At 57.9% G+C, this 26,230-nt stretch carries 22 protein-coding genes, 1 tRNA gene and 1 pseudogene; 12 read left to right on the top strand and 12 right to left on the bottom strand.

The window, feature by feature from the left end:
• Positions 1 to 144 precede the first annotated feature (144 nt).
• On the top strand, positions 145 to 1,980 hold the full coding sequence (locus QQL28_RS32555) for an NB-ARC domain-containing protein (RefSeq protein ID WP_284272116.1): 1,836 nt from the start codon (positions 145 to 147) through the stop codon (positions 1,978 to 1,980).
• Between the two features lie 427 nt (positions 1,981 to 2,407).
• On the opposite strand, the gene QQL28_RS32550 is transcribed toward QQL28_RS32555, so the two are convergent.
• On the bottom strand, positions 2,408 to 3,892 hold the full coding sequence (locus QQL28_RS32550; protein WP_284272113.1) for an AAA family ATPase: 1,485 nt from the start codon (positions 3,890 to 3,892) through the stop codon (positions 2,408 to 2,410).
• A gap of 182 nt (positions 3,893 to 4,074) precedes the next feature.
• On the opposite strand from QQL28_RS32550, the gene QQL28_RS32545 reads away from it, so the two are divergent.
• Positions 4,075 to 4,719: a hypothetical protein gene (locus QQL28_RS32545; RefSeq protein ID WP_284272111.1), complete on the top strand. Its 645-nt coding sequence runs from the start codon at positions 4,075 to 4,077 to the stop codon at positions 4,717 to 4,719.
• Positions 4,720 to 4,726: 7 nt separating this feature from the next.
• Here QQL28_RS32545 and QQL28_RS32540 read toward each other — a convergent pair whose 3' ends face one another.
• Positions 4,727 to 6,268 (bottom strand): type IV secretory system conjugative DNA transfer family protein, encoded by a 1,542-nt coding sequence (locus QQL28_RS32540; RefSeq protein WP_284272110.1) that lies wholly within the window; start codon positions 6,266 to 6,268, stop codon positions 4,727 to 4,729.
• 103 nt (positions 6,269 to 6,371) lie between these two features.
• Positions 6,372 to 6,581 (bottom strand): hypothetical protein, encoded by a 210-nt coding sequence (locus QQL28_RS32535; protein WP_284272109.1) that lies wholly within the window; start codon positions 6,579 to 6,581, stop codon positions 6,372 to 6,374.
• An 83-nt stretch (positions 6,582 to 6,664) separates the two neighbouring features.
• Here QQL28_RS32535 and QQL28_RS32530 point away from each other — a divergent pair, with 83 nt between their 5' ends.
• From QQL28_RS32530 to QQL28_RS32515, 4 genes are all read left to right on the top strand, one after another.
• Complete coding sequence (locus QQL28_RS32530; protein WP_284272108.1) at positions 6,665 to 6,862, top strand: hypothetical protein; 198 nt, start codon at positions 6,665 to 6,667, stop codon at positions 6,860 to 6,862.
• A gap of 76 nt (positions 6,863 to 6,938) precedes the next feature.
• Positions 6,939 to 7,286, top strand: a complete 348-nt coding sequence (locus QQL28_RS32525; protein WP_284272107.1) for a hypothetical protein — start codon at positions 6,939 to 6,941, stop codon at positions 7,284 to 7,286.
• A gap of 233 nt (positions 7,287 to 7,519) precedes the next feature.
• Positions 7,520 to 7,879 carry a hypothetical protein gene (locus QQL28_RS32520; RefSeq protein ID WP_284272106.1) on the top strand — a complete coding sequence of 120 codons (360 nt, stop codon included), beginning with the start codon at positions 7,520 to 7,522 and terminating at the stop codon, positions 7,877 to 7,879.
• On the top strand, positions 7,876 to 9,285 hold the full coding sequence (locus QQL28_RS32515; RefSeq protein ID WP_284272105.1) for a relaxase/mobilization nuclease domain-containing protein: 1,410 nt from the start codon (positions 7,876 to 7,878) through the stop codon (positions 9,283 to 9,285). Before QQL28_RS32520 ends, QQL28_RS32515 begins: the two co-directional genes overlap by 4 nt.
• Positions 9,286 to 9,686: 401 nt before the next feature.
• Here the strand turns inward: QQL28_RS32515 and QQL28_RS32510 are convergent, their stop codons facing one another.
• A complete protein-coding gene (locus tag QQL28_RS32510; RefSeq protein ID WP_284272104.1) occupies positions 9,687 to 10,775 on the bottom strand; it encodes an SEL1-like repeat protein in 1,089 nt (362 codons plus the stop codon).
• Positions 10,776 to 11,099: 324 nt separating this feature from the next.
• Between QQL28_RS32510 and QQL28_RS32505 the strand changes: the two genes are divergently transcribed.
• The 3 genes and pseudogenes from QQL28_RS32505 to QQL28_RS46270 form a co-directional block, all read left to right on the top strand.
• The gene (locus tag QQL28_RS32505) at positions 11,100 to 11,831 is read left to right on the top strand and encodes a tyrosine-type recombinase/integrase (protein ID WP_284272102.1); all 732 of its coding nucleotides are present in this window, start codon (positions 11,100 to 11,102) and stop codon (positions 11,829 to 11,831) included.
• Positions 11,832 to 12,019: 188 nt separating this feature from the next.
• The gene (locus QQL28_RS32500; protein ID WP_284272100.1) at positions 12,020 to 12,379 is read left to right on the top strand and encodes a hypothetical protein; all 360 of its coding nucleotides are present in this window, start codon (positions 12,020 to 12,022) and stop codon (positions 12,377 to 12,379) included.
• Between the two features lie 65 nt (positions 12,380 to 12,444).
• Positions 12,445 to 13,407 (top strand): annotated as a pseudogene (locus QQL28_RS46270) (recombinase family protein); the annotation flags it as partial.
• Here QQL28_RS46270 and QQL28_RS32490 read toward each other — a convergent pair.
• Positions 13,315 to 13,893: a hypothetical protein gene (locus QQL28_RS32490; RefSeq protein WP_284272096.1), complete on the bottom strand. Its 579-nt coding sequence runs from the start codon at positions 13,891 to 13,893 to the stop codon at positions 13,315 to 13,317. The pseudogene QQL28_RS46270 and the gene QQL28_RS32490 sit on opposite strands and share 93 nt — an antisense overlap.
• Positions 13,894 to 13,977: 84 nt before the next feature.
• Positions 13,978 to 14,053 (bottom strand) — tRNA-Ile (locus tag QQL28_RS32485).
• 997 nt (positions 14,054 to 15,050) lie between these two features.
• On the opposite strand from QQL28_RS32485, the gene QQL28_RS32480 reads away from it, so the two are divergent.
• Positions 15,051 to 15,980: a TauD/TfdA dioxygenase family protein gene (locus QQL28_RS32480; protein ID WP_284272095.1), complete on the top strand. Its 930-nt coding sequence runs from the start codon at positions 15,051 to 15,053 to the stop codon at positions 15,978 to 15,980.
• Positions 15,981 to 16,189: 209 nt separating this feature from the next.
• On the opposite strand, the gene QQL28_RS32475 is transcribed toward QQL28_RS32480, so the two are convergent.
• Together QQL28_RS32475 and QQL28_RS32470 are read right to left on the bottom strand one after the other, a co-directional pair.
• Entirely contained in the window at positions 16,190 to 17,062 is an 873-nt protein-coding gene (locus QQL28_RS32475) for a S1/P1 nuclease (RefSeq protein ID WP_284272094.1), read from the bottom strand.
• Between the two features lie 993 nt (positions 17,063 to 18,055).
• Entirely contained in the window at positions 18,056 to 18,505 is a 450-nt protein-coding gene (locus QQL28_RS32470; protein ID WP_284272093.1) for a hypothetical protein, read from the bottom strand.
• Positions 18,506 to 19,410: 905 nt separating this feature from the next.
• On the opposite strand from QQL28_RS32470, the gene QQL28_RS32465 reads away from it, so the two are divergent.
• Positions 19,411 to 20,145, top strand: coding sequence for a hypothetical protein (locus tag QQL28_RS32465; protein ID WP_284272092.1), 735 nt, complete (start codon positions 19,411 to 19,413; stop codon positions 20,143 to 20,145).
• Positions 20,146 to 20,542: 397 nt separating this feature from the next.
• Positions 20,543 to 21,775, top strand: a complete 1,233-nt coding sequence (locus QQL28_RS32460) for a tyrosine-type recombinase/integrase (RefSeq protein WP_284272090.1) — start codon at positions 20,543 to 20,545, stop codon at positions 21,773 to 21,775.
• Positions 21,776 to 22,156: 381 nt separating this feature from the next.
• Here the strand turns inward: QQL28_RS32460 and QQL28_RS32450 are convergent, their stop codons facing one another.
• From QQL28_RS32450 to QQL28_RS32435, 4 genes are all read right to left on the bottom strand, one after another.
• A complete protein-coding gene (locus QQL28_RS32450) occupies positions 22,157 to 22,498 on the bottom strand; it encodes a hypothetical protein (protein ID WP_284272089.1) in 342 nt (113 codons plus the stop codon).
• 140 nt (positions 22,499 to 22,638) lie between these two features.
• The gene (locus QQL28_RS32445) at positions 22,639 to 23,466 is read right to left on the bottom strand and encodes a metallophosphoesterase (protein WP_284272088.1); all 828 of its coding nucleotides are present in this window, start codon (positions 23,464 to 23,466) and stop codon (positions 22,639 to 22,641) included.
• On the bottom strand, positions 23,444 to 23,917 hold the full coding sequence (locus QQL28_RS32440) for a hypothetical protein (RefSeq protein ID WP_284272087.1): 474 nt from the start codon (positions 23,915 to 23,917) through the stop codon (positions 23,444 to 23,446). Before QQL28_RS32440 ends, QQL28_RS32445 begins: the two co-directional genes overlap by 23 nt.
• Positions 23,918 to 24,383: 466 nt before the next feature.
• Complete coding sequence (locus QQL28_RS32435) at positions 24,384 to 25,550, bottom strand: acyl-CoA dehydrogenase family protein (protein WP_284272210.1); 1,167 nt, start codon at positions 25,548 to 25,550, stop codon at positions 24,384 to 24,386.
• Positions 25,551 to 26,230 lie beyond the last annotated feature (680 nt).

The raw sequence follows: 26,230 nt of genomic DNA, 5'->3' as shown, positions 1-26,230 counted from the left end.
AAATGAGCACCATGGACCGGAGCGCTACACCGGCGATCGGCGAAGCGATTGAAATTCCTCGTAGACTTTCGTTGTGGCGATGGGCGCTGCATGCAATTATAGAGACGCAAATATTTTTCGGTCTTTATTGCGAGCGTCACCGGTTTGGACAGCAAGAAGCAGAAACCCAAGGAAAAGCGCGGGTCGAAAGCGCTGCTGCCGTTCAATCGGCGACTTCTTGAAACCAAAATTCGAGAGGCCGGGCTCGTCCAGGCCGATTTCGTTGCTGAAATCGGCATCGATCAGAGTACCTTCACGCGTGCCAAGCAGAGCGGCATGATGAGGCTCGCGCTCGCTCATAGGGTATGCACGAAGCTCAATATCGATATTGCCGAACTCCTCACCGAAGAACCGGCAAAGCTCTTTGGCGGCGAAATGCCGCCTCGCGTTCAGGAATGTATTGGCCGTAACGACGAACTCATACGTATCCATGCGGCGCTCCGTCCGAATCCGAGCGGGGGCTCACGGGATCTCCAGAGCCGTACCGGCAGAGTCGCACTTCACGGTTTGGGAGGGATAGGTAAGTCGGCGCTGGCCGTCGAATACGCCTATAGATATCGAGATCATTATGACGGCGTCTGGTGGTGTGCAGCTCGCCTAGCGATTGACCAGTACAAGGGGCTGACCGAGCTCGGTATCAAACTTGGTATCCTGGGAGCGGAAGAGCCGAACGGCCAAGCCGCCGCCCGGCGAACGCTAGAACATCTGACCGAAAAGTATCCGAACTTTCTGCTCATCTATGACGATCTGCAGGATCAAAAGAGCCTTCTACTCCCAACGGAGCATGTTCGCGTTCTCTTAACTTCTCGCATTGCGAATTGGATTTCGCTGGCTCAAAGCCTTTCTGTCGACGTCTTGGCGCCGCCTGCAGCCGTAGAGTTTCTTGAGATTTACGCCAATCGCGAAGGCGACAAAGGTGGGGTCTTACTGGCAGGCGTGTTGGGCCGGCTGCCGCTGGCCCTCGAACACGCGGCTGCATATTGCCTCCATACCGGCATCAGCTTTGCCGACTATGCCGAGCGGGCCAAGAGCCTGATCCAGAGGGACCCTTTGGATGACCCGGATGCCGGCAGCGTGTACGCGACTTTCAAAATTGCAATTGGCCACGTTGCAAAAGGATGTGCTGCGGCCACATCGGTAATGGAGTTTTTGGGTTGCTGCGGCCACGACCGCATACCTGGTACGTTGGTCGAGGGTGCGGCGGCGGATCAGGGCGAGCGAGAGGTCGCTTTGATCGCGCTATCGCGAATGTCGTTGATCAAGAATATTCGTTTGCAGAGCGGAGCGCCCGCTGTATCGGTTCATCGCGTCGTCCAACTTGTCGCACGATCGATCGCCGAACTGGAGGGGCGGGATCGGCAGGTCATTGATCAGATCATGATGCGATTGCTCGCCGTGTTTCCTGCGGACGACTATCAAGACAAAGAGGTATTCGATCTCTGTTTGAATTTAATGCCGCATTTGCTTGTTTGGCGCGACACGCAGAGTGGTGCGCCTACGATAGGCAAGGACGGTTCGGCACTGCTTGGAAGGGCAATCAGCGCATTTGTTGTTCAAACACGAGCGATTCCAGACGTTCGGTCCAAGATCGAGCCTCTGCGCAATTTGATCCGCGAACTATTAGGTTTGGATCCTCCGGGCGCCGATCCTCTTCCCGACGGTATCGACCAATTAGTGCGCGGATTAAAAACAATCTATCCGGATTTTCCAGCTACGAGAGCTGGACTTGCCAACTTGATAAGGACAGGTAGGATTCCGAACTATCGGCAAACGATGAGTGCGTTGGAGTGCAATCTGGAGATCTTTGATGAAATCGTCGGTCCCGAAGCGGCGAATGTGCAGAAGCTGCTTCGGTTGACGACATATTTTGTTGAACGGCACTGGCGTGAGCTCGATCGTTTCTTCATCGTGCTCCAGCAGTTCGTCGGCTTGCACCCTTGAAGCACAAAATCTTATGGAAGTGGCCCCTTCGGTCCGGGCAACTTCGGATAGTGTTCGCTTGATTCCGGCCGCTCGGGAGTTCTGCTCATGTATCGTAGAGGTATCGATCCGTCCGCGTTGTAGAATGTTACTGAAATGAGACGGCCCCAATGTCCACCCTTGATAAACCGCCCTCTAATTTCTTCACTGGAATTGCCATTGGCGAGTTTGACGATTGAGAAGCTACGTTGCTTCATTCGATCCCGCTCTCGATAGGCGCCCCATTCTCGCGCGACACCGTCATCCAAGACGGTCACAACTGGTTTATGTTCTCCCAAGTCGAAAGCACCCCCTTCCCAAGGAGGAGTGTACCAGCCGAGCGGGATTGAAAGCATTTCGAAAATGATCAGTTTCGGACTACCAAAAATTGGTAGTTCGCTCGCAAGTCTTAACCTTCGTCGCGCGCAATCGTCTTAACAGCTATTAGAATGTGCTCTGCGCCGATGGCCGGTGCATGACTCGAAGCCGCTGCAATGGCGGCCTCATTCATGATGGTCGCAATATCCGCGCCGGTCATACCTGACGTGTCGCGTGCAACCTCTTCTTTAAGTTCTGTCGTCCAAGTGTCGTCAAATGGCTTTCCACGGGCGTAGAGTTCGATCAATTCGAGACGCTCTTCGCGACTTGGGGGAAGAACCGAGATAACACGATCAAATCGGCCCGGGCGTCTTAACGCAGGATCGATGGTGTCTGCACGATTAGTGGCCGCGAGCACCAAAGAGTTGCCGGCCCGGCCAAAGCCATCAAGCTCGATCAAAAGCTGATTCAGTGCTTGATTGCGTTCCTGAGATCCGCCGAATGTCGTATCTCCTCGCTTCGCGCCGAGCGCATCAATCTCGTCGATGAATATGATGGCTCTTGTTTCGGTCCGGGCGCGAGCGAATAAATCCCGTATGCGGGCCGCGCCGACGCCGACATAGAGTTCAAGGAATGACGAGCCCGACACCGGAAAGAAGGCAGCGTCGGCCTCGGTTGCCAATGCCTGGGCTAACAAGGTTTTGCCGGTTCCCGGCGGTCCGTCCAAAAGAATGCCTCGGCGCATTCGCGCGCCAAGGCGCTCATAAGCATCAGGAGATTTGAGGAAGTCAGCGACTTCTTGCAGGGCCTTCTTCGCGTCCGTGGCGCCAATGACGTCGGTCCAATAAACCCTCGCATGGTCAGTTTCGCCTATGTGGGCAGACAAAAAGTAGGCTTCGTGCTGTTTCCGCTCGTCAGATACGTTTTTGTCCGGTTCTGGCGGGTTCTGAGGAGGCTCGCCGGCGTCAGCCTGGCGTTGGTTCGTGGCTGGTGGTTCTACGTCCGCTTCGTCAATGTTACCTGTCTCTTGGCTGGCTTCAGCTTGAGATGTCTCACTCTGAACCGGCTGTTCGGCCGCAAGCGATGTAGGGCTGATATCGGATTCGGTTCTGCGAGAAGCCTCAGCGGCTGCTAAGGCGCGATCGCTTGCCTTCCTGCGGACGACGGACAGGCCCGTCGCCAAAGAACCAAAGACCATGGCCAGAAGCACGAGCACGCCAATCGCGTTGAGAACAGTGACGCCGAAGTGGGAGGGAGCACGAATGGAAACAGCCGCTATCGACTTAATGCGCTCCTGGTCCACGCCCAAGGCGGCCATCATGTTCAGAGCCCCGGCGACAGTGTCCGTCTGTGCGGTGAATACGCGCCCGTCACGGACCGTCGCGGCAATTGTCTCATCCGCGATCGTTAGTTGGATCACTTCGCCAGAGTTTATGACCTTTACGATCTCGGTGATCGGGACCGAGGACGTGGCCCGAGCAAAGAACAGGAAATAAGCTGTAACCGATGCGAGAGATATGAAAGCAAACAGCAGCACCCAACGGCCAAATCGCCGGAGGCCCGACGGCCATGACATAATGATCCATTCCTATAGTCGTAACCCAATCCTGGATCGTAAACCGGAAGTTGCTGGCGCTCAACCGTACCCATGACCGAAGACCGATCGCGCTGCCGGCTTGTGCCAAGCGTGTTGGGAATGTTTGGGAAGCGCTGCCTACGCCCCTTACTCCGAGTACGGCATGGCCCTAGATTTCGTGCATGAGCGAGCAGTTACGCCTTGTCCCGCCCGGCGTGGATTTTGATCCGCCGGCGGGGGACGAACTCATGCACTGTCCAATGGCGGCCCCGGCCGCTGCTGCGACGGTTGCTTTCGACCGGCGAAGCCCCTTCGCGGGCTACACGCGCCTGCTCACGCCCGAAGGTGGGGTACTGATCTCGTATGTGGATCAGAATCGCAGCCTGCGGCTGACGGTCGCTCGTGTGGCCGGATGGGGAGTTGCGACCGGCGTTGGCGGCTGGGAGATATTCTTCGAGAGCTCGCTGTCCTGGCTACACTCTTTCGCGGCTTTCGCCGCGCTGGCGCTCATTGCCGGGTTCATCGCCAACCTGAAGATCAAGGTCCCTCACTCCGTCGAAATCCGTCCCGATTGCATGATCGTCGATGGCGAGGACGTGTTTCTCGCCGAGGAGATCGGCGACCACTGGCCCGCATTGCAGATGAAGGACGAAGATCCGGACCGCATGGTCATTTCCGGTATCTGCGGCACGCGCCGGATCGAATACATGACCGCAAACCGGCTCGATAAGGCGGATTCCACGCCCGAAGTGCTTGCCGCTGATCTTCAGGCCGCCATCGAGCAGCTCTGGGGCCGCCGCGAAGTGACCTTCGAGACGGCCCCCTGAACGCCAGTCATTCGAGGACACCGCGCGCCCTCATGGCGGCTTCCGCGCGAGCGCGGATCGCCGCCACGTCATCGTGTCCGAGCCGCAGCGCGGCTGCCGCCGGCAGGCCTTGCATCAACAGAACCTGGCTGGACCGTTCGCGTGAGAAAGCCGCCCGCAGCTCGAAGGGATCGATCAGCTTGCCGAGGCGCGACGCTGCGTACCGCAGCGTCTGCTCATCGCCGTTGGCGAACAGTTGCACCAGCCCCGCGTTTCCCAAGAAGGTCTCCCAGCCCTTCTGATAATGGCGTTGCAACTGCGTGATGTCCTGAAGCACCACCCAGGTCTTGATGCCGAAGCCGGGAAAGTAGGCGGCGGCGTTTGCCATCATCTCCATATGACCGAGCGTTGCGAACTCCTCCAGAAGGAACAGGATCGGCGGTTGGGTCCGTGGGTACGGTCCGAAGGCTTCAAGAATCGTGCATGCAGTTTGTACGATGGTGCGCAGCCACGGCGAATGCCGTGCCATGCGCCCCACGGGAAGGCACATGTAGATCGTGGTCGGGCGCTCGCTTCGCAAGCTCGCGAGACTGAAATCCGAATGCCGCAGCGTCGCGCGCAGCATCAGGCTGTCGAGAAAGTCGGTATGCGCGGCCGCCGTGCTGAACACACTGCCGCGCTCCGCGAGCGGGGTCTGCTTGAACCGGCTGCCTATGGCAGCCGGAATCCCGCCGAAGCGATTCCCCAGGGCCATCATGCGATTGAGCAACACCTTGATCGCGAAGGTGTTGGCATCGAAATGGGCCTGCTTCTCCTCGGCTGAAGCCTCGGCCAGCGCCTTGGCGGCCGCCGCTTTCGCGGCGCTCGCCAAAGGCGCGTAGGTAAGACAGAGCAGTTCCCGCACCGTCACCAAATTCCGCTCGCGCTCCGGCAAGGTGAGCGCCAGCAGGATCAAACCAACCAGAAGCGTGCGTGCGCTATCCGTCCAGTGCCGCGACCGCTCATCGCCATTGTCTGGGATCAGGGCGTTCGCGATGGACACAACATCATCCACCAGGCTCAAGCTTTCGGGATCGAGTTCGGCGAGCGGATTGTAACTTGCACTAGGTTCGCCGGACTGGCCGAAAGGATCGAGCACATAGACATTGTGCCCCATCGCGCGGCGAAAACGCGCCGTCTGCGCAAGCTCGCCCTTCGGGTCGAGCACCAGCATCGAGCCAGAGTAGAGATAGAGGTTCGGCTCAAGCACCGTCTTTGTCTTGCCGGCGCGCGCGCCAGCTATCGTCACCATCGGCCGGTCATCGAGCTGGCCGAGAAAAGTTCCGCCGAATTTGCCGAGGATGATTTGGCCGGGCTGATACCGCAGCTTCAGCATCTCCGTCGGTGACATCCAGTAATTGACGCGCTCCCGATCGCGATCGAGGCGCGCCGCCAGCACGCCGCGCGGCAGCGCCACGTCAAAAAGCTCGCGGCTACGCGCATCGAATCCCGGTACCGCCGGATAGCTGCGCAACTGCGCTCTTTGAATCTTGATCGCCCACTTCTGCCGTTCGCTTCTGAACAGGTCCATCGAGGCCTCCTTTGTCTGGACGGCCCTCGATATCGTCAGCAGCACATCAGGTCTGTTGGAATGCCTGCGAACACCTGGGAATGTCTTGCAGGTACGATCAACGTCAGGCGGGCTTGCCTTCGCGTTCCTTGACGAATGCGACATCGCGCATGGGCTGAGTATTGGCCATGTCTTTTCCTTTGGCGAAGCCCGGCGGTGCTTGAAGGATGCGGGTTCTAGGGCCGTCGCACGAGAAGATCAATCGATTTTCCCCAAAACGAAGAGGCTGTTGCGCTGAAGAAGCGCAACAGCCTTTCGTTTCGGTTCCGCTCAAAATCGATTGATCTTCTCGTGCGCCGTCCCTCGGTCGAACCCCATCAAGCCCCGCGTCGGGGCTTCTTCTTGAAAGGAAAAGACATGACCAATACTCAGCCCACCCTCATTGCGTTCAGCGTCAAGGAACGCGAAGGCAAGCCCGCCATCTGGACCAAGATCGGTGCCGCATTCCCGCACGGCAAAGGTCCAGGCCTCACCATCCAGCTCGACGCTCTGCCACTCGGTGATCGCATCGTACTGCGCGAACCGAAGGAAGATAAAGCCGAGACAAGCAACTAGTCCGGCGACGGGGGGCGCTCAATGAGCGCCCCTTACTTCGCCAGAACAACAACAATCCATCTCAGGGAGACCATCCATGATCAGATCCATTACGAAACTCTTCAAACCCTTGGTGATCGAGGGAGACGATACGCCTATGAAATCGACCTGGGCAGGTAGTGAAGGTTACGCCGCCTGCTTCGACCCAAACAAGGGACGTCTCTACGCTACCTTGTGGAATGACAGCGACCGCAAATTCTATCCAACAATATATGCGTCGATCTTCGATCTCCTTCGCATAAGGCGCTGCCTGCCGGTCGTCACGGTCACATTCCTTGGCCTTCCTCGCTGCGCGATCGAACTGCACAGCATCAAGTGCGATGGCATGAACATAGCGCAGTCAATTATGGAAGACGTGCTCGCCGTGTCGCGTCTCATCTCTTAGTCAAAGACCAGATCACCAAAGCGAGGGCTCGGAGAACATCCGGGCCTTTTCTTTTGCCTGAGCCAGATCAAATTCGGATGCGTCGGAATGTTTGCGATTACAAATCCTTCGCAGTGAAGGAGTGAGTCTTGACGGGTACTATTCAGGCAACAGCTAGGCGAGATGTCCGTTTGCCTAGGGCAAACGGTTTCTCGTTGGGGACCAAATATTGTTGTCCCCAAACCCCAGGACGCATGCGCTCTGCCAAGGAAGAAAACATGGGCCGGCCTCGAAAATCTGAACCGCGTGACAGGCAATTTAATTTGAGCCTCACAGCGTCGGAATACGAAAGCGTCGTACGGCGCGCGGAAGCGCTCGGCATGCGCCCCGTACATTTTGGTCGCGCGCTGCTGTGCCGCGAGGAAGGGCGCGCAGCGCGCAAGCATGAGCTTGCCGATAACGGATGGAGAGTTATTGCGGCGGGGTTGTCGAGGCTCGGAAACAACCTGAATCAGCTTGTGATGCGTTTGCACATGACCGGTGAACCATTGCCGCCGGATCTTGAGCCCTTGCTCAACGATATTCGCGGTCTCATCGCGCGAATACGGCCATGATCGTCAAAATTGCGGCCAACGGTGCGTCCTTCAAGGGACGTTCCAACTATCTGATGCATGATCCGAAAGCGAAGACCCAGGAGCGTGTCGAATGGACCCATACGCTTAATCTTGCCAACGAGTTCGTCCCAGCCGCCGTCAATGAAATGTACATCACCGCGGAAAATGCCGAGTGGCTCAAGCAACAGGCCGGCATTCGTGGTGGCGGTCGTGCGACGGAAAAAACGGTAAAGCACATAAGTCTGAACTGGTCGCCGAGCGACGATCCGTCGAAAGAGCATATGATCGAGACCAGTCAGAAGTTCTTGCGTCATATGGGATGGCAGGACCATCAGGCCATTCTGATTGCTCACAACGACAAGGCCTACAAGCACGTCCATATTTTGCTGAACGCGGTGCACCCGGAAACGGGGCTGCGCCTCAATGACGATTTCGAGCGCGCCAAGGCGCAGACCTGGGCGCTCGAATATGAGCGTGAACAAGGCCGAATATATTGTGAGCAGCGGCTGAAAAGTCCGAAAGAGCGCGAAAAGAATATGCCGCGCAATGTCTGGATGGATTTCCAGCCTCACGAACAGGAATTTCGGCGCGGCCAGGAGAAATTGACGGAAAATGACCCGGAATTGCCGTCCGATCCGAAAGATCGAGAGTGGAAAATCCTGAAGGAAATTCAAAAAACGGAACGCATTGAATTCAACGAAAGGTTTGGATCGGAATTTAGACAGCTCAAGGACGAGATTTATCGGGAGGTGAAGGAGGAATTTCGCGATCGCTGGGCCAATTATTTCAAGCTCCGGCGACGTGGCCATGATCATGAGTCTCTGATGGCCATAAAGGACGAATTGGTCGCCGACCGAAAGGAAGTCCTGGAGACGAAATCGGAATTCTTAAGTGACCTCCGGCTGGTTCGGGACGCTTGCTATCGTGATCTGTTAGACGAGCAGAAGGAAGATAAAGCCGAGCTCAAGCGTCTGCAGAAAGAGGGCCTTGATACGAGGGAATTCTTCGAGGAGCAGCGCGCGATGGAGGCGTCTCGGAAAGTTGACAATAATGGCTTCCGCGATGCTGCCAAGGAAGTCGGAGGTCCGACGCCTGTTTCGATCCCGGCACTCAAGCCGGTGGTGGAAAAGGACCTGCGTCCCACGGCTGAGGAGGCCCCTGACGCCGCCGGGCCGCGTTCTCGTTCCCGCGATCGTATCAGCGCGGGTGTCGGTTCCTTTCTTGGTGCCCTGCTTTCCAATCTGACAAATCTCGGATCGGCGAAACCGGAGCCGATCTCGAAGGAGGAGAGGGCGGACCAATTCCGCCAAGCTGCCGAGGACGCGCTCAAACAGCACCAGCAGCGTGGACGGGACGAGGAGGACGAAACCTGGCGTACACGGCAAAAAGAATTCTACCGAGAATGACACAGGGGCCGGCCCCGCCACGGTCGAGCCCCCATCTCTCTCGGCAAGCAAAGATGCAAGAGATGATCTCGGATACTCAGACCATGAGGAAGAAAGCCAGGCGGCTGAGCTGGAGATTGAGACCGAATATCGCCGCAGGCTAGCAGGCGCTCGGTTGTTGCCGCGATATGCGCGGGGCGCCGCGCGGCGAGGGGCACGCGAATGGCGCAGGGCGGCATTTAACGCCCTGCGGGAAAGGCGTCAGCTTGAACGAAATGCCCGGCGCGCGGCGAGACGGCAAAGACGCGGCCGGGGTGGGTTTGGAGCGCCGACGCGGCTGGACCTCTCGTGACCGTCTCGACAGCCAGCGAAGTACGGGGCTGGAAACGCTGCCTCGATGGGCGGCTACCCCGACGAGGCCCCTACCGATCGGCTGGAAATGGCGCTGACCCGTGTAGTCTCTTCCAGTTCGAGCGCAGACACTCGACGTACTTTGCCTCGACGACCTGCGGGGGATTGCCCGCATGCATGGCGGGAACGCGTGCATCAAGAACGCATCTGAATTCGAGCGCCGGCGGCACCTTGCCTGCGGTATCGGCAGAGGTCTGCGCCTTCCTGGCCTCAATCTTGGCCAAAAGAGCCTTGGCCTTTTCGTGTCCCTGAGCGGCGGCTTTCGTGAGCCAGAAGCGCGCCTGGGCTGCATCAGGTTTTACACCAGTGCCTTCGGCGTAGAGACCACCAAGAAAGTATTGGCCATCGTCGTCTCCATTTTCGGCGGCTTGTCGGAACCAGCGTACCGCCTCTGCGGAATTCTTGGGTACGCCCATTCCCACCAAGTACATTCGCCCTAGCTCATTCTGGGCGTGTGCCTGCCCTTGCTCCGCCGCGCGACGAAACCACCGCATGGCTTCTGCGAAATCCTGGGGCACACCCAACCCCTCCAGGTACATCGATCCAAGTACGCTCTGAGCGCCTGCTAAACCTTGGTTAGCCGACTTGTGAATCCAGGTGGCGGCCGTCGCGTTGTCTTGTTTCACGCCCCAGCCGTAGAAGTATAGGATTCCGATCCGCTCCTGCGCTTCGGCGTTTCGATCCGAGGCTTTCATGTACCATTCCATGGCCTTGGTGTAGTCGAGCGGAACGCCTTTGCCATTTTCATACATCCATCCGATGCGCGTAATGGCGTTATCTTCATTCTCGGCGGCGGCCTTGTTGAACAGTTCAAAAGCGCGCTGATAATCGACCGGCATATCCAACGTACCGAAGAGGTAAGCGAGAGCTAACCGGGTGTTGCCTTCCGGATTGCCTTGCTCGGCGGCCTTTCGATACCAATAGACTGCCTGCTTTGCATTCACCTCGACAACGTGCCCCGTCTTGTAGAAGTCACCCATTGCGAGCTGCGCCGACGCATTCCCGCGTTCAGCCAGCGCCTTGATGTAGCTGACGCCGAGGGCCTCGTTCTTCTGGTTGGCGGCATCTTGCGCGCCACGCTTTAGCTCGTCCTCCGACATCGTCGCTGTCGGCCCGGCGTTTTGCTGCGCATAGGCCCGGTCAATTTGCCAACCCCTGCTGACAGGGATGCATGCGAAGGCGATGGTGAGTGCGGCTACTCCCGCGAGATAAGCCGGCGAAGCGAGCGCGGGATTTGAAACAGTTCGAACGCCGGTGTGACCGTATGGCCGATAGTGTTTCAGATTGCCGAAAAACCCTTGATATTGGCTCTCGGGAGACGCTAGACTCTAAGGCGAATTTTCTGCCGATCGCACGTTCTTCGCAGATTTTTAGGGGACTTCTCGTGCTGCAACACTATCGGCCATTTTGTTTTGGGCCCCGTGATGCTGGCGCAAGGACATACCGATCTAACGCTCTACGGCCTGACTGGCGGCCGCAAATATCTCGACGCGGCTGAGCGGCATCGCTTTGTTCGGGCCACCGAAAACGTCTCGGCCGATGTCCGTCTCTTCTGTCTGACGCTTTGCCTGAGCGGTGGCCGGATTTCAGAAGTTCTCGCTCTGACGCCGATCGGGCTTGACCTCCAGGCGGGTACCGCCAACCTCATCACCCTCAAGCGCCGCAAACGCGGTGTTATCCGGCAAGTACCTTTGCCCCGCGATCTGCTTGACGAACTCGATCGCGCCTTCCGCATCCGGGATCGCCAGCGAGATCCTCTTCGAGCCCATCGCAGAATTTGGAGTTGGAGCCGGACGACGGCCTGGCGCAGGGTCAAGGAAGTCATGGCCAAGGCCGAAATTGCAGGACTTCCCGCTATGCCGAAGGGATTGCGTCATGGGTTCGGTGTGAACGCCTTTCAATCCCTGGTGCCGCCTCATCTGGTCCAACGCTGGCTTGGACATGCCTCGCTTCGTACGACGGCCATCTATTGCGACGTCAGCGGACCCGACGAGCGCATATTTGCAGAGCGCATGTGGCGGCCAGCACCATCACGAGACGGGCACCTATTCAAACGACTGCGCGCCGGAAGTCTCATCTATCCCCTCTCAGGCATACTGGCGTTAGCCGCCGTCGTAATTTGCTGCATGCTGACTGCGTACGTGCTTTCACCCTAGTCCCGGAACGATGGAGCGCGAAGGCGCGGCGGTGAGTTGCTGGGTGATGGAATGTCGATCGCTTAACATACACCCGTGTGGGTCGCTCGACGGGATTGAGTGTAATCTTTCGGAAACCTTCTGATTCCAAGTGTTTCCGAGGGCGAACCTCGATTCCGTCCGGTCTAATGATGTCCAGCGAGGACGTCATGACCAACGATCATAAGTGCCAAACAGAGTCCAGAACGGAGCGCGGGAACGCGACGTCCGATGTAGTTGAAGGCGTAAGCATCGTCGATCAGACCATTGATCGCACGCCTAAGGGCGACTTCCTCGATCATACCATTTCAGTGTGGCAGCCCTATACGGATCGTTCGTTAACGCGCGAGGACGCGCGCGAGATGATTCATAATGTCGTTGGCTTCTTTCGCATCTTGCGAGAATGGGCTGAGGAGGAACGATGTTCGACTGGATTGACTGAGTCTTCGCCGCTACAGCCGCAGATCAGTCAAGCTCAGCCCGATTCGGGGCCGCGCAAGGAATCAGCGCGCATGAAAGGCGCGCGTTAGGATTCTCATTGCGCTTGTATCGCCTTCCTGATTCAATCATTGTTACTTAGCTTGTCAGGAGGCTCATGAAAAAGAACCATCGAACGAGTGCTATTCCAACTGCGAAGAAGGCGGTCGTCTACGCGCGCGTTTCTACGAAGGAACAGGAAAAAGAGGGCTTCTCGATCGATGCTCAAAAGAAGTTGCTCGCGGGCTATGCGCAAGCGAATGACTTAGTTGTCGCAAGAGAGTTTGTCGATGTTGAGACGGCGAAGGTTAGCGGCCGCACACACTTCGGCGAGATGATCGAGTATCTCAAAAAGCATCCCGGCATCCGCACCATCCTGGTTGAAAAGACCGACCGGCTTTATCGCAATCTCAAAGATTGGGTGACGCTGGATGAGTTCGAACTTGAGATGCACCTTGTGAAGGAGGGCGTCGTTCTCTCTCGGGACTCGCGTTCCTCCGAGAAGTTCATGCACGGCATCAAAGTGCTGATGGCGAAGAACTACATCGACAATCTTTCGGAGGAAGCCCGGAAGGGCATGCAGGAGAAAGCCGAGCAAGGACTTTGGCCGAGCAGCGCGCCGCTCGGTTACAACAACGTGCTCGGTCCCGATGGCAAAAAGGTCATCGAGATCGATCCTGTCCTGGGGCCTGTGATCGCAAACATGTTCGCCTGGTATTCAACCGGTACGCTGTCACTGCGAGATATATCTGAAAAGGCCCGTGCAGCGGGCCTCGTCTCACGATTCAAAAGAGGCCCGGTTTCGATCAGCAACCTGCATACGATTTTGTCCAACCCAATTTACACCGGCGAAATCCGCTGGAAGGGCAACCGCTATGTTGGCCGCCATCAGCCACTGATTACGCACGAACTCTTTGATCGCGTGCAAACGATGCTGGAGAGACGGAATGCATCCAAGCTCCGCAAAGGCCCGCGAGATTTTGCCTTTTCAGGCCTCATGAAATGCGGCCATTGCGGATGTGCGCTTGTGGGAGAAATTCAGAAAGGTAAGTACATTTACTATCACTGCACCGGGTATAAGGGAAAATGCAATGAGCCCTATGTCCGCGAAGAAGTGATTGAGGCGAGATTCTCCGCCTTGCTTTCCCGGCTTTGTTTCTCCGACGACATTCAAAAATGGATCACCGAAGGGCTGCACCAAAGCCACGAAGACGAATCGAAGGAACATCGTGAGGCGGTAAAGCGGCTCCAGACAGAATATGACCGCCTCTCGCAGCGCTTGAGCACGATGTACATCGACAAGCTCGACGGCCGGATCGACGCAGTCATGTACGACAGGATGGCATCGGAATGGCGTAAAGAGCAGGAGCGCTGCCTGCGGGAGATCGGCCGTCACCAGACTGCCGAACAGTCCTATATGGATGAGGGCGTAACTCTGCTGACGATTGCCAAGGATTCGCAACGCCTCTTCGAAAAACGCGCTGCTGCGGACAAACGTCGCCTTCTGAATTTTGTACTTTCGAACTCGACATGGCGCGACGGGGAGCTTACCGCGACTTTCCGCCAACCGTTTAATATTATTGCGGAAATGAGCAATGAGCCGCCTGACGATGATGGCGGCGGCGGACCAAATCTAGCTCCGCGTTCTAATTGGTGGGCCCGGCAGGACTCGAACCTGCAACCAGACCGTTATGAGCGGTCGGCTCTAACCATTGAGCTACAGGCCCCCGCTACGGGCGACCGCTGAAAGACGCCCGAACGGTGCGGGGGCTCGTTTACAGGTTGGATAGCTTTCTGGCAATGCCAATTGAAGGAACTACCGATGAGTCACGCTTTAGCTGATGTCTTTTGAACAGAGCAGGCCGGCTGACCAGGCGAGCTTCTCGCGTCGCTATAGCGGAAGCTTCGGCGCCGTCGCCGCCATACGTGGTGTCCGCGAGTCTCCTTGCGGGTTCCTGTGCCCGCGCGACGTGGATTGAGCCGCTGTTTTGCGCATCGCTTTCTATCGCATTGACTTAGCCAGATTCTCACAGTCGCCTTGTGACAAAGAACGGCTCTGTCGTAGTAGAGTCCAGAGGATTACGCGTTGACCTGAATGCTGGGGAATACGTTGGGCCGGCGGCTCAGGCAGCGTTGTGCGAAGACCAGTCGTATAGGAGCGGGCAGCGCTTTTGCAAGATCGGCCCGCTCGGCGCGAGCCGGTGGAGTCCCGCTTGCTAGCCATCGTGGCACGACGTTAACCCGTCGGTGGATCAGAGAGGAGTGCGCTCGCTTTCATGGTGCAACGGGCAGACCGTAAGTCGATTGTCAGTGCATTAGGTACCCGCGAGTGCGTCAGAGCACCGCAAATTTTTCAGTACCCGCGTTCCTGGCGAAGAGATCATTGCTTGCCGCGGAAAACAAAGCTGATTTCGTTTCATTGACTGGACTTCCATCGCTTTTACGATCCGCGTGTCTCAGCGAGGTCATCCAACCATGCTGCAATACGATTCCGATACAGTCGCACTTCGGGGCGGACCTGGCTTATTGCGACGCTACATGCTGACGACGCAATAGTGACGGACTCTACCGCTGAAATGTGCATGTGAACCGTCTGACAACCGCCGAATGAATGGGGAAAAGTAGAACCCTATTGCCAAATGTTGAGTTCAGTTCACTCCGCCGCCGCCTCTGCGATCGGCCCAGACGGAGTTCTCCCAAGGCGATCGCGGTAGTGAGAAGATCATGAGCGATACAACTGCACTGCAGAACTCCATTTCCCGGATGGAGATCATCATGCGGTCGGCCAGGCTTGGGGCTGAGATCAAGAACGTTAGGCTGTCGGGAGACCTGCCTGATGAAATCGTTCGCGCTATAAATCGGGCGCTCCTAGAGCACAAGGTCATCTTTTTCCGCGATCAGAACCATCTCGACGATGCCGAGCAGGAACGATTTGCCGTCCGACTCGGACTGCTTGTGGCTCATCCAACTGCCGGCATACCCAAAGAGACTGATTGCATTCTGGAACTCGACTCCGCGCGAGGTGGCGGTTACGCCGATCAATGGAACACCGACGTCACCTTCGCCGACACCTATCCGAAGATCTCCGTGTTGCGCAGCGTCTTAATTCCTGAGTTCGGCGGGGACACAATCTGGTCGAATACAGCGTCGGCATATCTGGACCTTCCGGCGCCGCTTCAAAAACTAGCGGACGATCTTTGGGCGATTCATAGCAAGGCCTATGACTACGCGGTGAAGAGCGAGGCCACAGCAGCCGATAGGAAGCATTTCGAGGAGATCTCAACCGCCACGATCAAGGCAACTGAGCATCCGGTCGTTCGAATTCATCCCGAGACCGGCGAGCGCACCCTTGTACTCGCGAATTCCGTCCAGCGATTTGTGGGCTTGCAGAAAGCTACGAGTCAGAAGCTATTTGACATTTTTCAATCTTACATCACCTCATCCGAAAACACGGTGCGCTGGAGCTGGAAGGCCGGTGACGTTGCGATCTGGGACAATCGCGCCACCCAGCATTACACGGCCAACGATTTTGGTGACCGACATCGGGCCGTTCGGCGGGCAACTAAGGAGCGGGACGAGCCCGTGAGCGCTGATCGTGGGCGGAAGTTGACGCCAATTAGAAAGTCAAAAGCGCGAGCGGCAAAAGCGGCGTGACTTGGCAATGACGACCCGGATAGATCTGCGTCAACGCCTACTCGACGAGCCGATTCCACAACGCGGGAGTCAATGGGGAAGAGAAGAAGGTCGGGAAAGCCAGACCATGGCCTGCCCCGGTCTGGCCTCCTTTGCAGACGTTTTCCAGTATGGCCGCGTGGCTAAGACTTCGCGCTAGTCAGCAACGGTTGAGCGGAATTGTCGGCTACTCACGAGGAGTCGCCGAGCGCATCATCGAGAATGGCTTTGAGGCGCGCTGCTCCTTTTGCCAATTCACGATCTAGGTCGGCCTTGATGGCAGCGGCGTAATCGTTGTTGATGTCCAGGGGATGACCGGCGTCGTTGTGGTCTGGCGTCCCCACCGGCAGAAGCTGGTAAGCCTTTATTCCAAGAATGTGAGTTTCGTTCGCCCATGCCGCGATGCGTGCCTGGTCATATGGAGGTGCTTCCACCGACGGCAGCGGATTGGCATCGAGCGCGTCCGCGTAACTGCCCCACGAATACGCCTGAAGGTCGACAAGGGAGTCGTCCCACATGCTATGAAATGTCGATGTCTTTGTGTACGCCGTGCCGTCGGAGCGCTTAGAGTGCAACACAACGTGCAGTTTGTTGCCGCCCTGATCGCCGTTGCGTTCGCTTGCATGCAGCGGCTGCTCCAGATCGCCGACAAGATGAACAGCAAGTTTAAGGGCGCGCAACCTGTCGTCTTTGGAGCTCGACTTATCTTTCAAGGCCGCAATGGCTGCTGGGAGGCCTTCTGCAATGCAGGAGCCCTGGCTGTTCACGTCCTTGCAATCGATCGCCGCGTCGTAAGTCGAACGCTCGACGTCGATATCGACGAAACGCCATCGGTAGGTGTTCCTTCCTTCCGGCGTGAATTTGTAGTCATCGGCCCAATTTGAGATGGCAGCAAGAGACGTGTCCCCGATCAGGTCTTTGAGCTTGTCTTGTGCGGCCTGACTCAAGTGCCGTTGCGCCAGTTCCGCAATGACGGAGTGGCCCAGCTGCCCCCAGGCCATGGCCGAAGAGGTGCTGGCCATGAAGGCGGCAGTACAGATCGGAACTATCAGTCTCAGCAGCATCACGAGGCTTCCCCCAACATTCGAGAATTGTATCGAGTCATCGTTGCCTGATCCAAGTCCTTGGTTAAGGCACGTTGACCGTTGGCATGGGCGCGGTTGGATGCGGCACGAAACCATTTTGGTGCCGCCCACCTGCCGCCATCATGATCACAAAAGCGGTGAGAAGGATCAGGAGTCTGCGCATGTTACAAATTTACTCGGAGGGCTGTGTCGCAATTATAAAAAGGTCACAAAAGGTGCGTTGGAACGAGCGAATTGTAGAGAAGGTGTTGCGGCGCCCGATGCGATGAGCGCATCTAGGTTGTAAAGCGCCGAACTCGATACCGGCTTATTCTCGTAGCAAGGCGGCGAAGCTGACCCTCATCATGCGAGAAAAATGCATTGTCTCCTCTTATTAGCAGGAACCGCGCGGCGAATTTGAATCATAAGTATCGTCCGATCGGGTGATGCGAGGCAGGCTGCTGCTCTCGCCCCCATGGCGCGTTCGAGGGCCGTTCATGCGCAATTACGACCTTATCTCAGGTAGCCTCTTGGCGCTGACGGCCAAAGCCATTGCGCTGCGCCAGCCTGCTCGCATTTGTATTCATGAAGGATTCGCGATCAAGCCTTCTCACCGTAGCGTCTCCTTCAAGCTAGACGCAAGCCCAGACCTACTCGAGTAACGTCATGCCGACAGCTTAGGTAAGGCCGTGCCAAGCCGCATATATCCACCTACAGAGTACGAGGGAACGCATCGAGGTAATCACTACTCGCTGAACCGAGACTCAGCTGGTTACTGGCGTTATTCAATCGCTATGGGGAGGCAAGTTCAAGTCGGGCAGGATCCAAGCGCGCCTGGGACTGCTCGCCATCCGGCGGGTCAAGATGGTGATCGATCGAATTCTCAGGGAGGAACACGCCGGTCATCCACGCGGCAAGTGTCGCTGAGAGTGATCGCTGGAAGAAGCACGACGCGAAACTCGATGCAGCCCTTCGTCGAGTGCCGAAACGAGCTCAGTCGCTGATGTCGCGTGCTCTGGGATCGCGAGCTCCTGGAGGCTGGGGTTTTGTCCGCTGAGCGGCGGCCCCTTCGGCTGGTCTTGTCAAGAAGCGTTCCAACTCGGCGACGTTTTCCGCAACTTTAGCTTTCTTCAACAGGCCTTCGCGCTCTCGGCTGTCAGGCATCGCTTCAGCGCGTGCTCTCGCAAACTGCGCTGACACTTCAAGCCGCTCCAGCAGGGTCAAGATGTGCTTGACGCGCCGTCGGCGCTTGACTTGTTTGTTGTTCATGGCGCCGAGGATGTCGTTCCAACGCAACATATACGTGTCGCAGCCGAGCTTTTTCCTGCCGTTCGACCGAACCGGAATCGATCCGTTCAAGCCCGGTGATGTTGCGCTGGAGAGACAGTTCGTACCGTAGGCCCCGTCGATGACACCGACTGGAGGCTGAATAGAAGACTTCAACGAGCATCCAGAGCAACATCGATAATTGGCTTACGCTTGGGTCGCTCACACGGACGAAATGTTTTCCAATCACAACAGAGTGTCCAAGGTGAATTCGGGTCCAGGAGAGGCTGCGGATGGTCTCGACCAATCCGGCTATAGGCGAGCTGCTCTCGTGCATGGCTCGATAGTCAACCGATAGACGACAAGAGCACCGTCCCCATTGAAGGTCTCCAAGACTTCTCCGCAGGCCGGACAGCGATATTCGCCTTTGGTGCTAGGCAGGGAGTTAAGTTCGAGCCGTTGAAAAGCCAGCACCACAGTCACTGCATGTTACGTCGCTGTTCTTCATGCAATGCTCCTCGAAGTTCGAGCTCTAACATATGCATAATTGAAACCGTTGGGATCTTCGAGTGCTAACCTTTTTTGGCGCTTTCATCACGCAGTGGCGGTCGTGGCGCGTCGAAACAATGCGCTTCGCGATGAAAAAAGATGAAAAGCTGCGCGCTGACCCGGCTAATGGTGTGCAGGGTCGGGGTAGAATTTCGTTTGCGCGCGGTATGCAATGTTGCCTCCGTCGCGAACACTGCTGTACGCGTGCGAGCGCATTGTCGCGCAGGGAGGCGGGGAAGGAGCCGGCCTTGCGAATACTCCGACGGATTAGATGAAGTCGCTGGCTCGTGAGAAGATATTCTGGCACCCGATCACTTCGACCAGAATCCGCTTCGCTTGATGGACCATACGAAACTTGTCGCTAGGAATGTGGGCAAAAAATATCTGGTCGTCAGCGACTAACGAGATCAGGCAGCGCAGAAGCGCGCTGCGCTTTTAGCGACCATCCGATTAAAAGTTGGCCTCCCGCTGACGCTGGTAACACAGTTTTGTGTCGCGTATGTCGTATCCAGCGGTGAATTAGAGAGGAACCGATGGTTGCGAACCGTATCCGCTTCGGCGCCGGCGCTCTTGTCATTTCCGGGGGGCTGTTCGCGATCTACCCGGCCCTTCGCCCGTTCTCCGACGAGAGGTCACTGCTGGCGGCTGCGGCGTTTGGATCAGCGGCATGGTTGGCTTCGCACATGCTTGCCATTGTTGCGTTTACCTTGTTGCCGCTGGGTTTGCTCGGGCTGCAACGCTCTCTTCGCGGCACCTCGGCCGAACGTCTGCTCTTTGTCGCCATCGTCCTGAGCGTGATCGGCACGGGGTTTACGCTGCCGTTCTATGGCGGCGAAACCTATGGTCTTCACGCGCTGGGCCAGGAAGCGCTGCGGCTACACACTGACGCTCTGCTGGGCCTAGTAGAGGTCATCCGCTCCGGCCCCGGTCTTGTCATGTTTCTTGCCGGTCTGCTGCTCCTCGCCGCCTCCGCTATTGCGACCGCAACGGCGCTTTGGCGCTCCTGTCGCTACCCGAAGCCGTGCGGCATTCCCTTCGCCGTCGGAATGTCCTTGTACATTCCGCAATTTTTCGGCTCGCAGCCCCTCCGTGTTGCACATGGACTGCTGGTCGCAGTCGGCTGCGTATGGATGGCCGCCTGTCTTTGGCGGCGAGGGAAGGTGGACCAAGATCAAAAGACTCTCGAAAGTGGCGCAGTAACGATCTGTGCCGTCTACAGGGGGGACGACGATACGCCGGTCCGCCGGAGCTGTGTATCTTCCCATTGATGCCTTGCGCGAAAGAGCGCAGGCACAAACGGAATTCACATCGATGATGATTTTCGTGCAACTAACAATTTCCCTCATCACGTTCACGAGGTCTATACTAGAACAAGCATTACTCGGTTGACGTTTTTCCAATCGCTCGGCCGATTGTCGACTGCTGAGCGTTGCCCGCGGAGCTAAGAAAGACTTTATTCGAGATGGTTCTAAGATGTTCGACACCGCTCGCGAGGTACGCAGAGCCCCTCGAAGATCGGTTGCTTCTCCGTACATCGCTGCTCGTCACTGTTTGTCTCATTTGCTCCGCCATCCGATTTGTTGGCATTTTGTATATGTTTGTACCGAAAGTACAAACGATGGTAGCGACTCTCAGTGATCCGAATAAGAAAGGAATGTTACGCGGATGGCACGGAAGCTCTGGCCGATGGCTTATCGCTTTCACCGCAGGCACAAGTCGGACTCAATCGGGCCTTACGGCAACGATCCCGCCATCTCGCTCGCTACTGGTCAGAAGCGGGACGCCGCAAAGGCTTTGCTAGCACAAGAGTCGCCGGCCGATCCCTCGAGCGATATCCAATTCGGACGGCATCGCTATGCAGCTGAACGCCCCTTCAGTATGTGGATCGATGAATGGCTTACTGAGAAGAAGACCGAGAAGATCAAGCGCGGCAGGCTTGTCACCGTGCGCAGCCCCCAAACGATCGCGCTACTCGAAAGATGGGCCGGTTATCTGAAGAGTCGTTTCGGCAAGCTCTACCGGCAGGACATCACGCGCTCCGACGTGCTCGCCTTCTTTCGGGCGATGCAGAGTGAAGGCAGGTTAGAGACACGTGACCGAGTCCACAGTATCGGTGAACAAGTCTGCGACTACGCCGACCTCGAAGGCGATGGCTACAATCCGTTCCGTGCCTGCAAGAAGCAACTCGCTGCCAACGTCTCGACACCACGGCCCGGCGTCACTGACCCGCAGGATGTGATTCGTCTTTTCAGGCTGATCATGCCGCCATGGGAGAAGGCCAGATTTGGCGACGTGGTCGGTGATGCCCTTCGGCTCGATGCATTGACTATCCCTCGCCCGGGCATGATTAACGAGATGGAATGGACCGAAGTCGATTGGGATGCCAAACGCTGGACCATCCGGGCGGCGAAGATGAAAGCCGGTTGGGACCATGTGGTGCCGCTGTCGCGCCAAGCCCTCGCAATCCTGCGACGCGTCCAGCAGATTAATGGTCATCGGCGCTACGTGTTCGCTTGTGCCAAAGACGCACCGCTGTCTAACGCGACGCTCTGTCATCGGCTGCGTGCGCTCGGCATCGACACTAAGACCGAACATTGCGCCCATGGCTTCCGCACGACGTTCTCAACCCTTTGCCACCATGAGGAGTTCAAGGAAGCCAAGGCATGGGATGGTGATGTCATCGAATTACAGTTGGCGCATCTCGACAGTGGCTCGGTAAAGGCGATCTACAGGCGTCACGGACCGCTGGCACTAATCGGCTCGCGCGCCAAACTGATGCAGCATTGGGCTGACCGGGTCGATGGCCTTGCAGATCCAAAAAAGATCAAGTCGTTCGCACAGCCCCCGATAGTACAGGAGCGCGGTTCGCAGGCGGCGGCTTGTTCGTCTGACGTGTGAAGCCTCGGGCAGGCACCCCGGACAGGTGTCGCCGATCAAATCTAGGACGTCACGATTTTCTCTGATGGCCTCATCCGGAGAGTTGCCCAGCTTCGGTTCCCGGCGGGAAATGGCGAGGGCACGCTCGCGGACATGGGGGGACGACGCGATCCGCATCCAGCCGTGTTCGTCGCATTCGCGGATGGCTCCGGCTTCCTGCAGGGCCGCAGACCATCCAGCCGGTCCCTGAAATCCGGATACAGTTCGTCCCATCGATGCGGACGCCCTGATACTTGGTGCGATCGATCAAAATCCGAATGTTCATACCGGGAAAGCGCTTCTTGAATGCTGCTTCAAGACCCGCAGCCCCGCGCGCCTCCGGCGCGCGTTCGATCGTGACCATCAGCGCGATCGCGTCTTCCGCGGGCGGCCGCCCGGCTGGCGGGCGTCGAAGTTCGCCCGGACGGCGTCGCCGGTCAGAGACACCCGGACGACCATGCAGCCCGCCTGATCGCGGAGCGTCGGATGGCCCGTTTTCTCCGACGAGATGGCGCCGAGCGCGGCTTCGACGGCGGTCGCGACCGACTTCCGCTGCGCCTCCGGCAGCTGACGGACGTTTTCGGCCTCCGGATCATCCAGGTAGAAGTTGCCCTCGATCTGGTTTGTCCGTCGTGCATCCCTGAACCGCTTCGGCGGCATTCGGTAGGTGATAGGCGGATTGGATCGACGCTTGGATCTCTTCATATACGGGACCTCACGATGGTCACGGGCCTGGCCGCGGCGGGCCTTGGACTAAACACTTCGGAAACATCTGAAACCGTTGAAGGAGCGGGGCTGGCCTCGACGTGTTTCTGGTTGTCCGTGTCGTCCATGGCCGCCTCCCTTTAGATTTCGATGACGAGGTTCTGGTCGAAGTTCTCGTTGTCCCAGGTGCGCTGCTGGCCCGGCCACGGGCCGTAGCCCTTCGCGTTCGAGACTACGCGCGTCTCGCCGACCAACAAGTCGAAGGATTCGTGGGTGTGGCCGTAGATCCAGAGGTTCGGCGGTCGCAGCGCGCCGCGTCCGTCGTCGGGCGCCCGCGACATCAGCGCGGTGAGGTCGGAGCGGTACGCCGCGCTCAGGATCTCGTCCGAGGTCGGCGGGTCCGACAGAGCCAGATCGCCCGGATACGGCGCGTGATGCGTCACCACCACCAGTTTCTCGTCGATGCCGCGCGGCTTGCGGAGCTCGGCTTCCAGGAACGCGCGCGAATGCTGATGCTTGGCGAGGGCGTGGATCGGCCGGAAGCGCTCGACATACCGGGAGGTCCGGATCTTCCGGAAGTCGTTCATCTTGTCGGCGGCAACGGCCATCGCGCGCCGCGGATCGCCGAACAAGGCGAAATCGGTCCAGAGCGTGCAGCACGCGAATGTCACGCCGTCGATCCGGACGGTCTCGTTCTCTAGCGCGTGCACATTGGTCCCGGCAGCCGCGGCCTTGGCCTTCTCGTGCGTGCGATCGACGTCGACCCCATAGGCTTCATGGTTGCCCATGACGTAGATGACGGGCCGGTCCGGCACGCGCTCCAGCAACCACCGAACGCCGCGTTCGGCCCTCGGGACCAGGTCGCCGGCGACGACAAGGACGTCGAAATGCGGACGCGCCTCTCCGGACGGCAGGTCCCATCCGCGAGTCAGTTCGACGTGTACGTCAGACATGGTCCAAAGGCGCACGGCGATACTCCTCGATCCCGACGGAGGCGGGGTCGACCGACACGAAGGAGACACTCTCCCGGTCGTACCGGCGGCAGCTGACGTGGCTCTTACCGTCAACGAAGTGCCGTGGGCGTCCTTCCTCGCCGCAGATCTCGCAGGTCACGACGCTGCGCGCCTCAGCCAGCGCGATGGCTTCCTCGATCTGGGTATCCGTCGGCGGCGAAACCTCGCCGTTCCAGTAGAGCGGAAGCCCCCCGAACTTTTCCTTGATCTGGCTGAATTTGAAGGGGCCGCCGTCGGCTTGGACCGCGATCCGGATGCGAACGCACAGCCTGGTGAGCACGTCGTGCCAGCCGGCGTTGCATTCGAGGGAGCCCTGAGCCGCCCCTGGGAAGTCGGCCGGTGGCTGGAAGAGGTCGGGGTAGGGCTCGATCAGCTCGCCCCAAAAATTCCGAACGATGCTCGACATAAGAACCTCAACGCTATACAGAACAAAACACGAACATTAAAAGCAGGCAGATCAGCGGGAGTCAAGCGCGTAGCCTCACCTAACCGCGCAGGGGGCGCACTTTAGTTGTCCTTGGCCGCCGAGGAGCAGAACTTCCGCGCATTCAGCTGCTTCCGGGTCCAACCGAGGGCGCCTTGCTGGACAGGCCGGCTCCTTAAGCGGTTCGAGCCCCAACAGCGTTTGCGCAGGCGGCTTTCTTCCCTCCGCGCCCCCGCTCAGGCAGCGATCCGGATGATCTGAAAACGGGAGGCCTTTTCCGGGGGACGAGCTATCAAAACGGCCCCCGCTACACAGCGCTTGTGGCTCCAAGTTCGCCCAAAAGTCGGTAGAGCAAATTCCGTTCAAGTTGAACGGTGTCCTGCGGCAGGAAGTCGTTGGCGCATTCGTTTGGCGTGAATGCTCGGAAGGCGTCGGCGATCGCTTCTTGTTAGGAATAGAACCCGTGGACCGGGTAGCGCCCGGTCAGGATGAAGCAGCCCAGCTCTTTCAGCTTGTAGTCGACCGGATCGTGCAATGAATGGGTTCGCAGGTTGCGCCAATAGCGGTCAAAGCCATAGCGTGCATGGGTAGCTCGCGCGCCTGTAACGTCGAACAGTCGTGTCGCGATATCGAGCCCCGCCTTCACCGCGGCAACTTTAAAGGTGGCGATTGCCACCGCCGCCTCTCCTCTACCTTCGGCGCCAAGTTTGTCGCCCTCATCCCAGGCAGCCTGCAACCGCGCAAGCGCACGCTCCGAGAGGGCCTCGGCGCCAGCAAGCGCGACATGAAACTCGCCATAGTGTTGTTGAATAAAGGCATCTTCCAACGCTGTCTCGACACCCGATCCCGGCCAGGGCCGCGACTGCTCTCGCGTGAAAGCAATCGCCTGCTCACGCGCTCCCTGCGCAATGCCCAGATAGATCATGCCCAGCACGGTCTGGGCGAGGCAGGCGCGGAGCGACGCACGTGTACCGAAGGGACCAGGTGGCCCCAGCACTTCGTGCTGCGCCACTGGAACACGCTCAAAGGTCACGGTGCCGCTGTCGGTCTGCCGCTGGCCCATATTGTCCCAGTCGTCCAGTACAGTGATGCCTTCACGCACCGTTGGCAAGGCAGTGATGTGGAATCCGCCTCGGGCATCTTGTGTTGAAACCAGCAGGCGATCCGAGTCTCGAGCGCCCGAACAAAAGCTCTTGATGCCGTCGAGGCAGAATCCTGCACCGTCTGCCGTGAGGTGTGTACGCAAGTCCCGTGGATTGAGCGCGTTGCCCCAAAACCAGCCTTGTTCGACCGTGCCACGCAGCAGCGATGCCTGCTGTTCAGGGCTAGCATAGAGCAGGATCGAGCCGATTTGGAGATGTTGAAAGGCGAAGAGATGGGCGAGCGAGGAATCGACCTGCGCCAACTCCCGCACCGCACCGAAGATATCGATCCAGGATGCGCCGATACCGCCGTACTCGCAAGGCACGGACAATAGAAGCAGGCCGGAGCGGCGCAAAAGATCGCGCTCCGCCTTGGCTGTACCTCCGCTGCGGTCGCGAGCGACCGCAGTTTTCGCCAACTGACCACGCACTTTCGACAGAACTGAGCGCCACCCAGCCCCACGAGATTTCACGCTCAAGATTTCTTCCACGAAAGATCTACCCCTAGGCACAACGCGTCACGATGTAGTCCGCCAGTGACCCGTTGTGGCCGCTTGACGGCAGCAACACAAAGAGCAACTCGGCCACGCGAGGCCGTCTTTCGAGAAGACCGTGTAGACCGAAAGCATTAAGGCGTCGATACCCAACGCCTCTTTCATCCGCTTGTTGGTGAAAGCGCAGATTGATTGCAATGTGTGACTAGCTGCGATGCTTGATCGAGCTGCTCACGCATCGGCTTTCTTTAAGATGCCACGCAGCCTGTGCTCGGGGACATGAATTGATGTGAGGCGAGACGATTTGCGCTGCTCAAGTTCTGCACAGCGATGGATCGAGAGAATATCTTTGCCAGAGCGGACGCAGCAACGGGCTTCAAATCAGGACGATCGATGCAGTCGTTGTCAACGGCGACGAGCGAGCTGTCTCTCACGAGATATGCATCGTTCTGCAACAAACCATCCGTTTGCCGCAAATCTAAGGAAGCGATTTTTACGAGTGCGACGAAAAAGAGTTGATCTTGGACTCGTGCGCTCGTCGTTTGTCTGAGACTATTGATCGTCGATCAATGGTGCTCGAGAGGGGGAGCTCGATGATTTGCAATGATCTCGTCGATGAGGCCGCAGGCTCCGATGCATGTGGAACCATGTGTTGCGTG

The organism is Bradyrhizobium iriomotense (genome assembly GCF_030160715.1).
GTDB lineage: Bacteria > Pseudomonadota > Alphaproteobacteria > Rhizobiales > Xanthobacteraceae > Bradyrhizobium > Bradyrhizobium iriomotense.
This window is presented reverse-complemented; position numbering and strand designations above follow the sequence as displayed.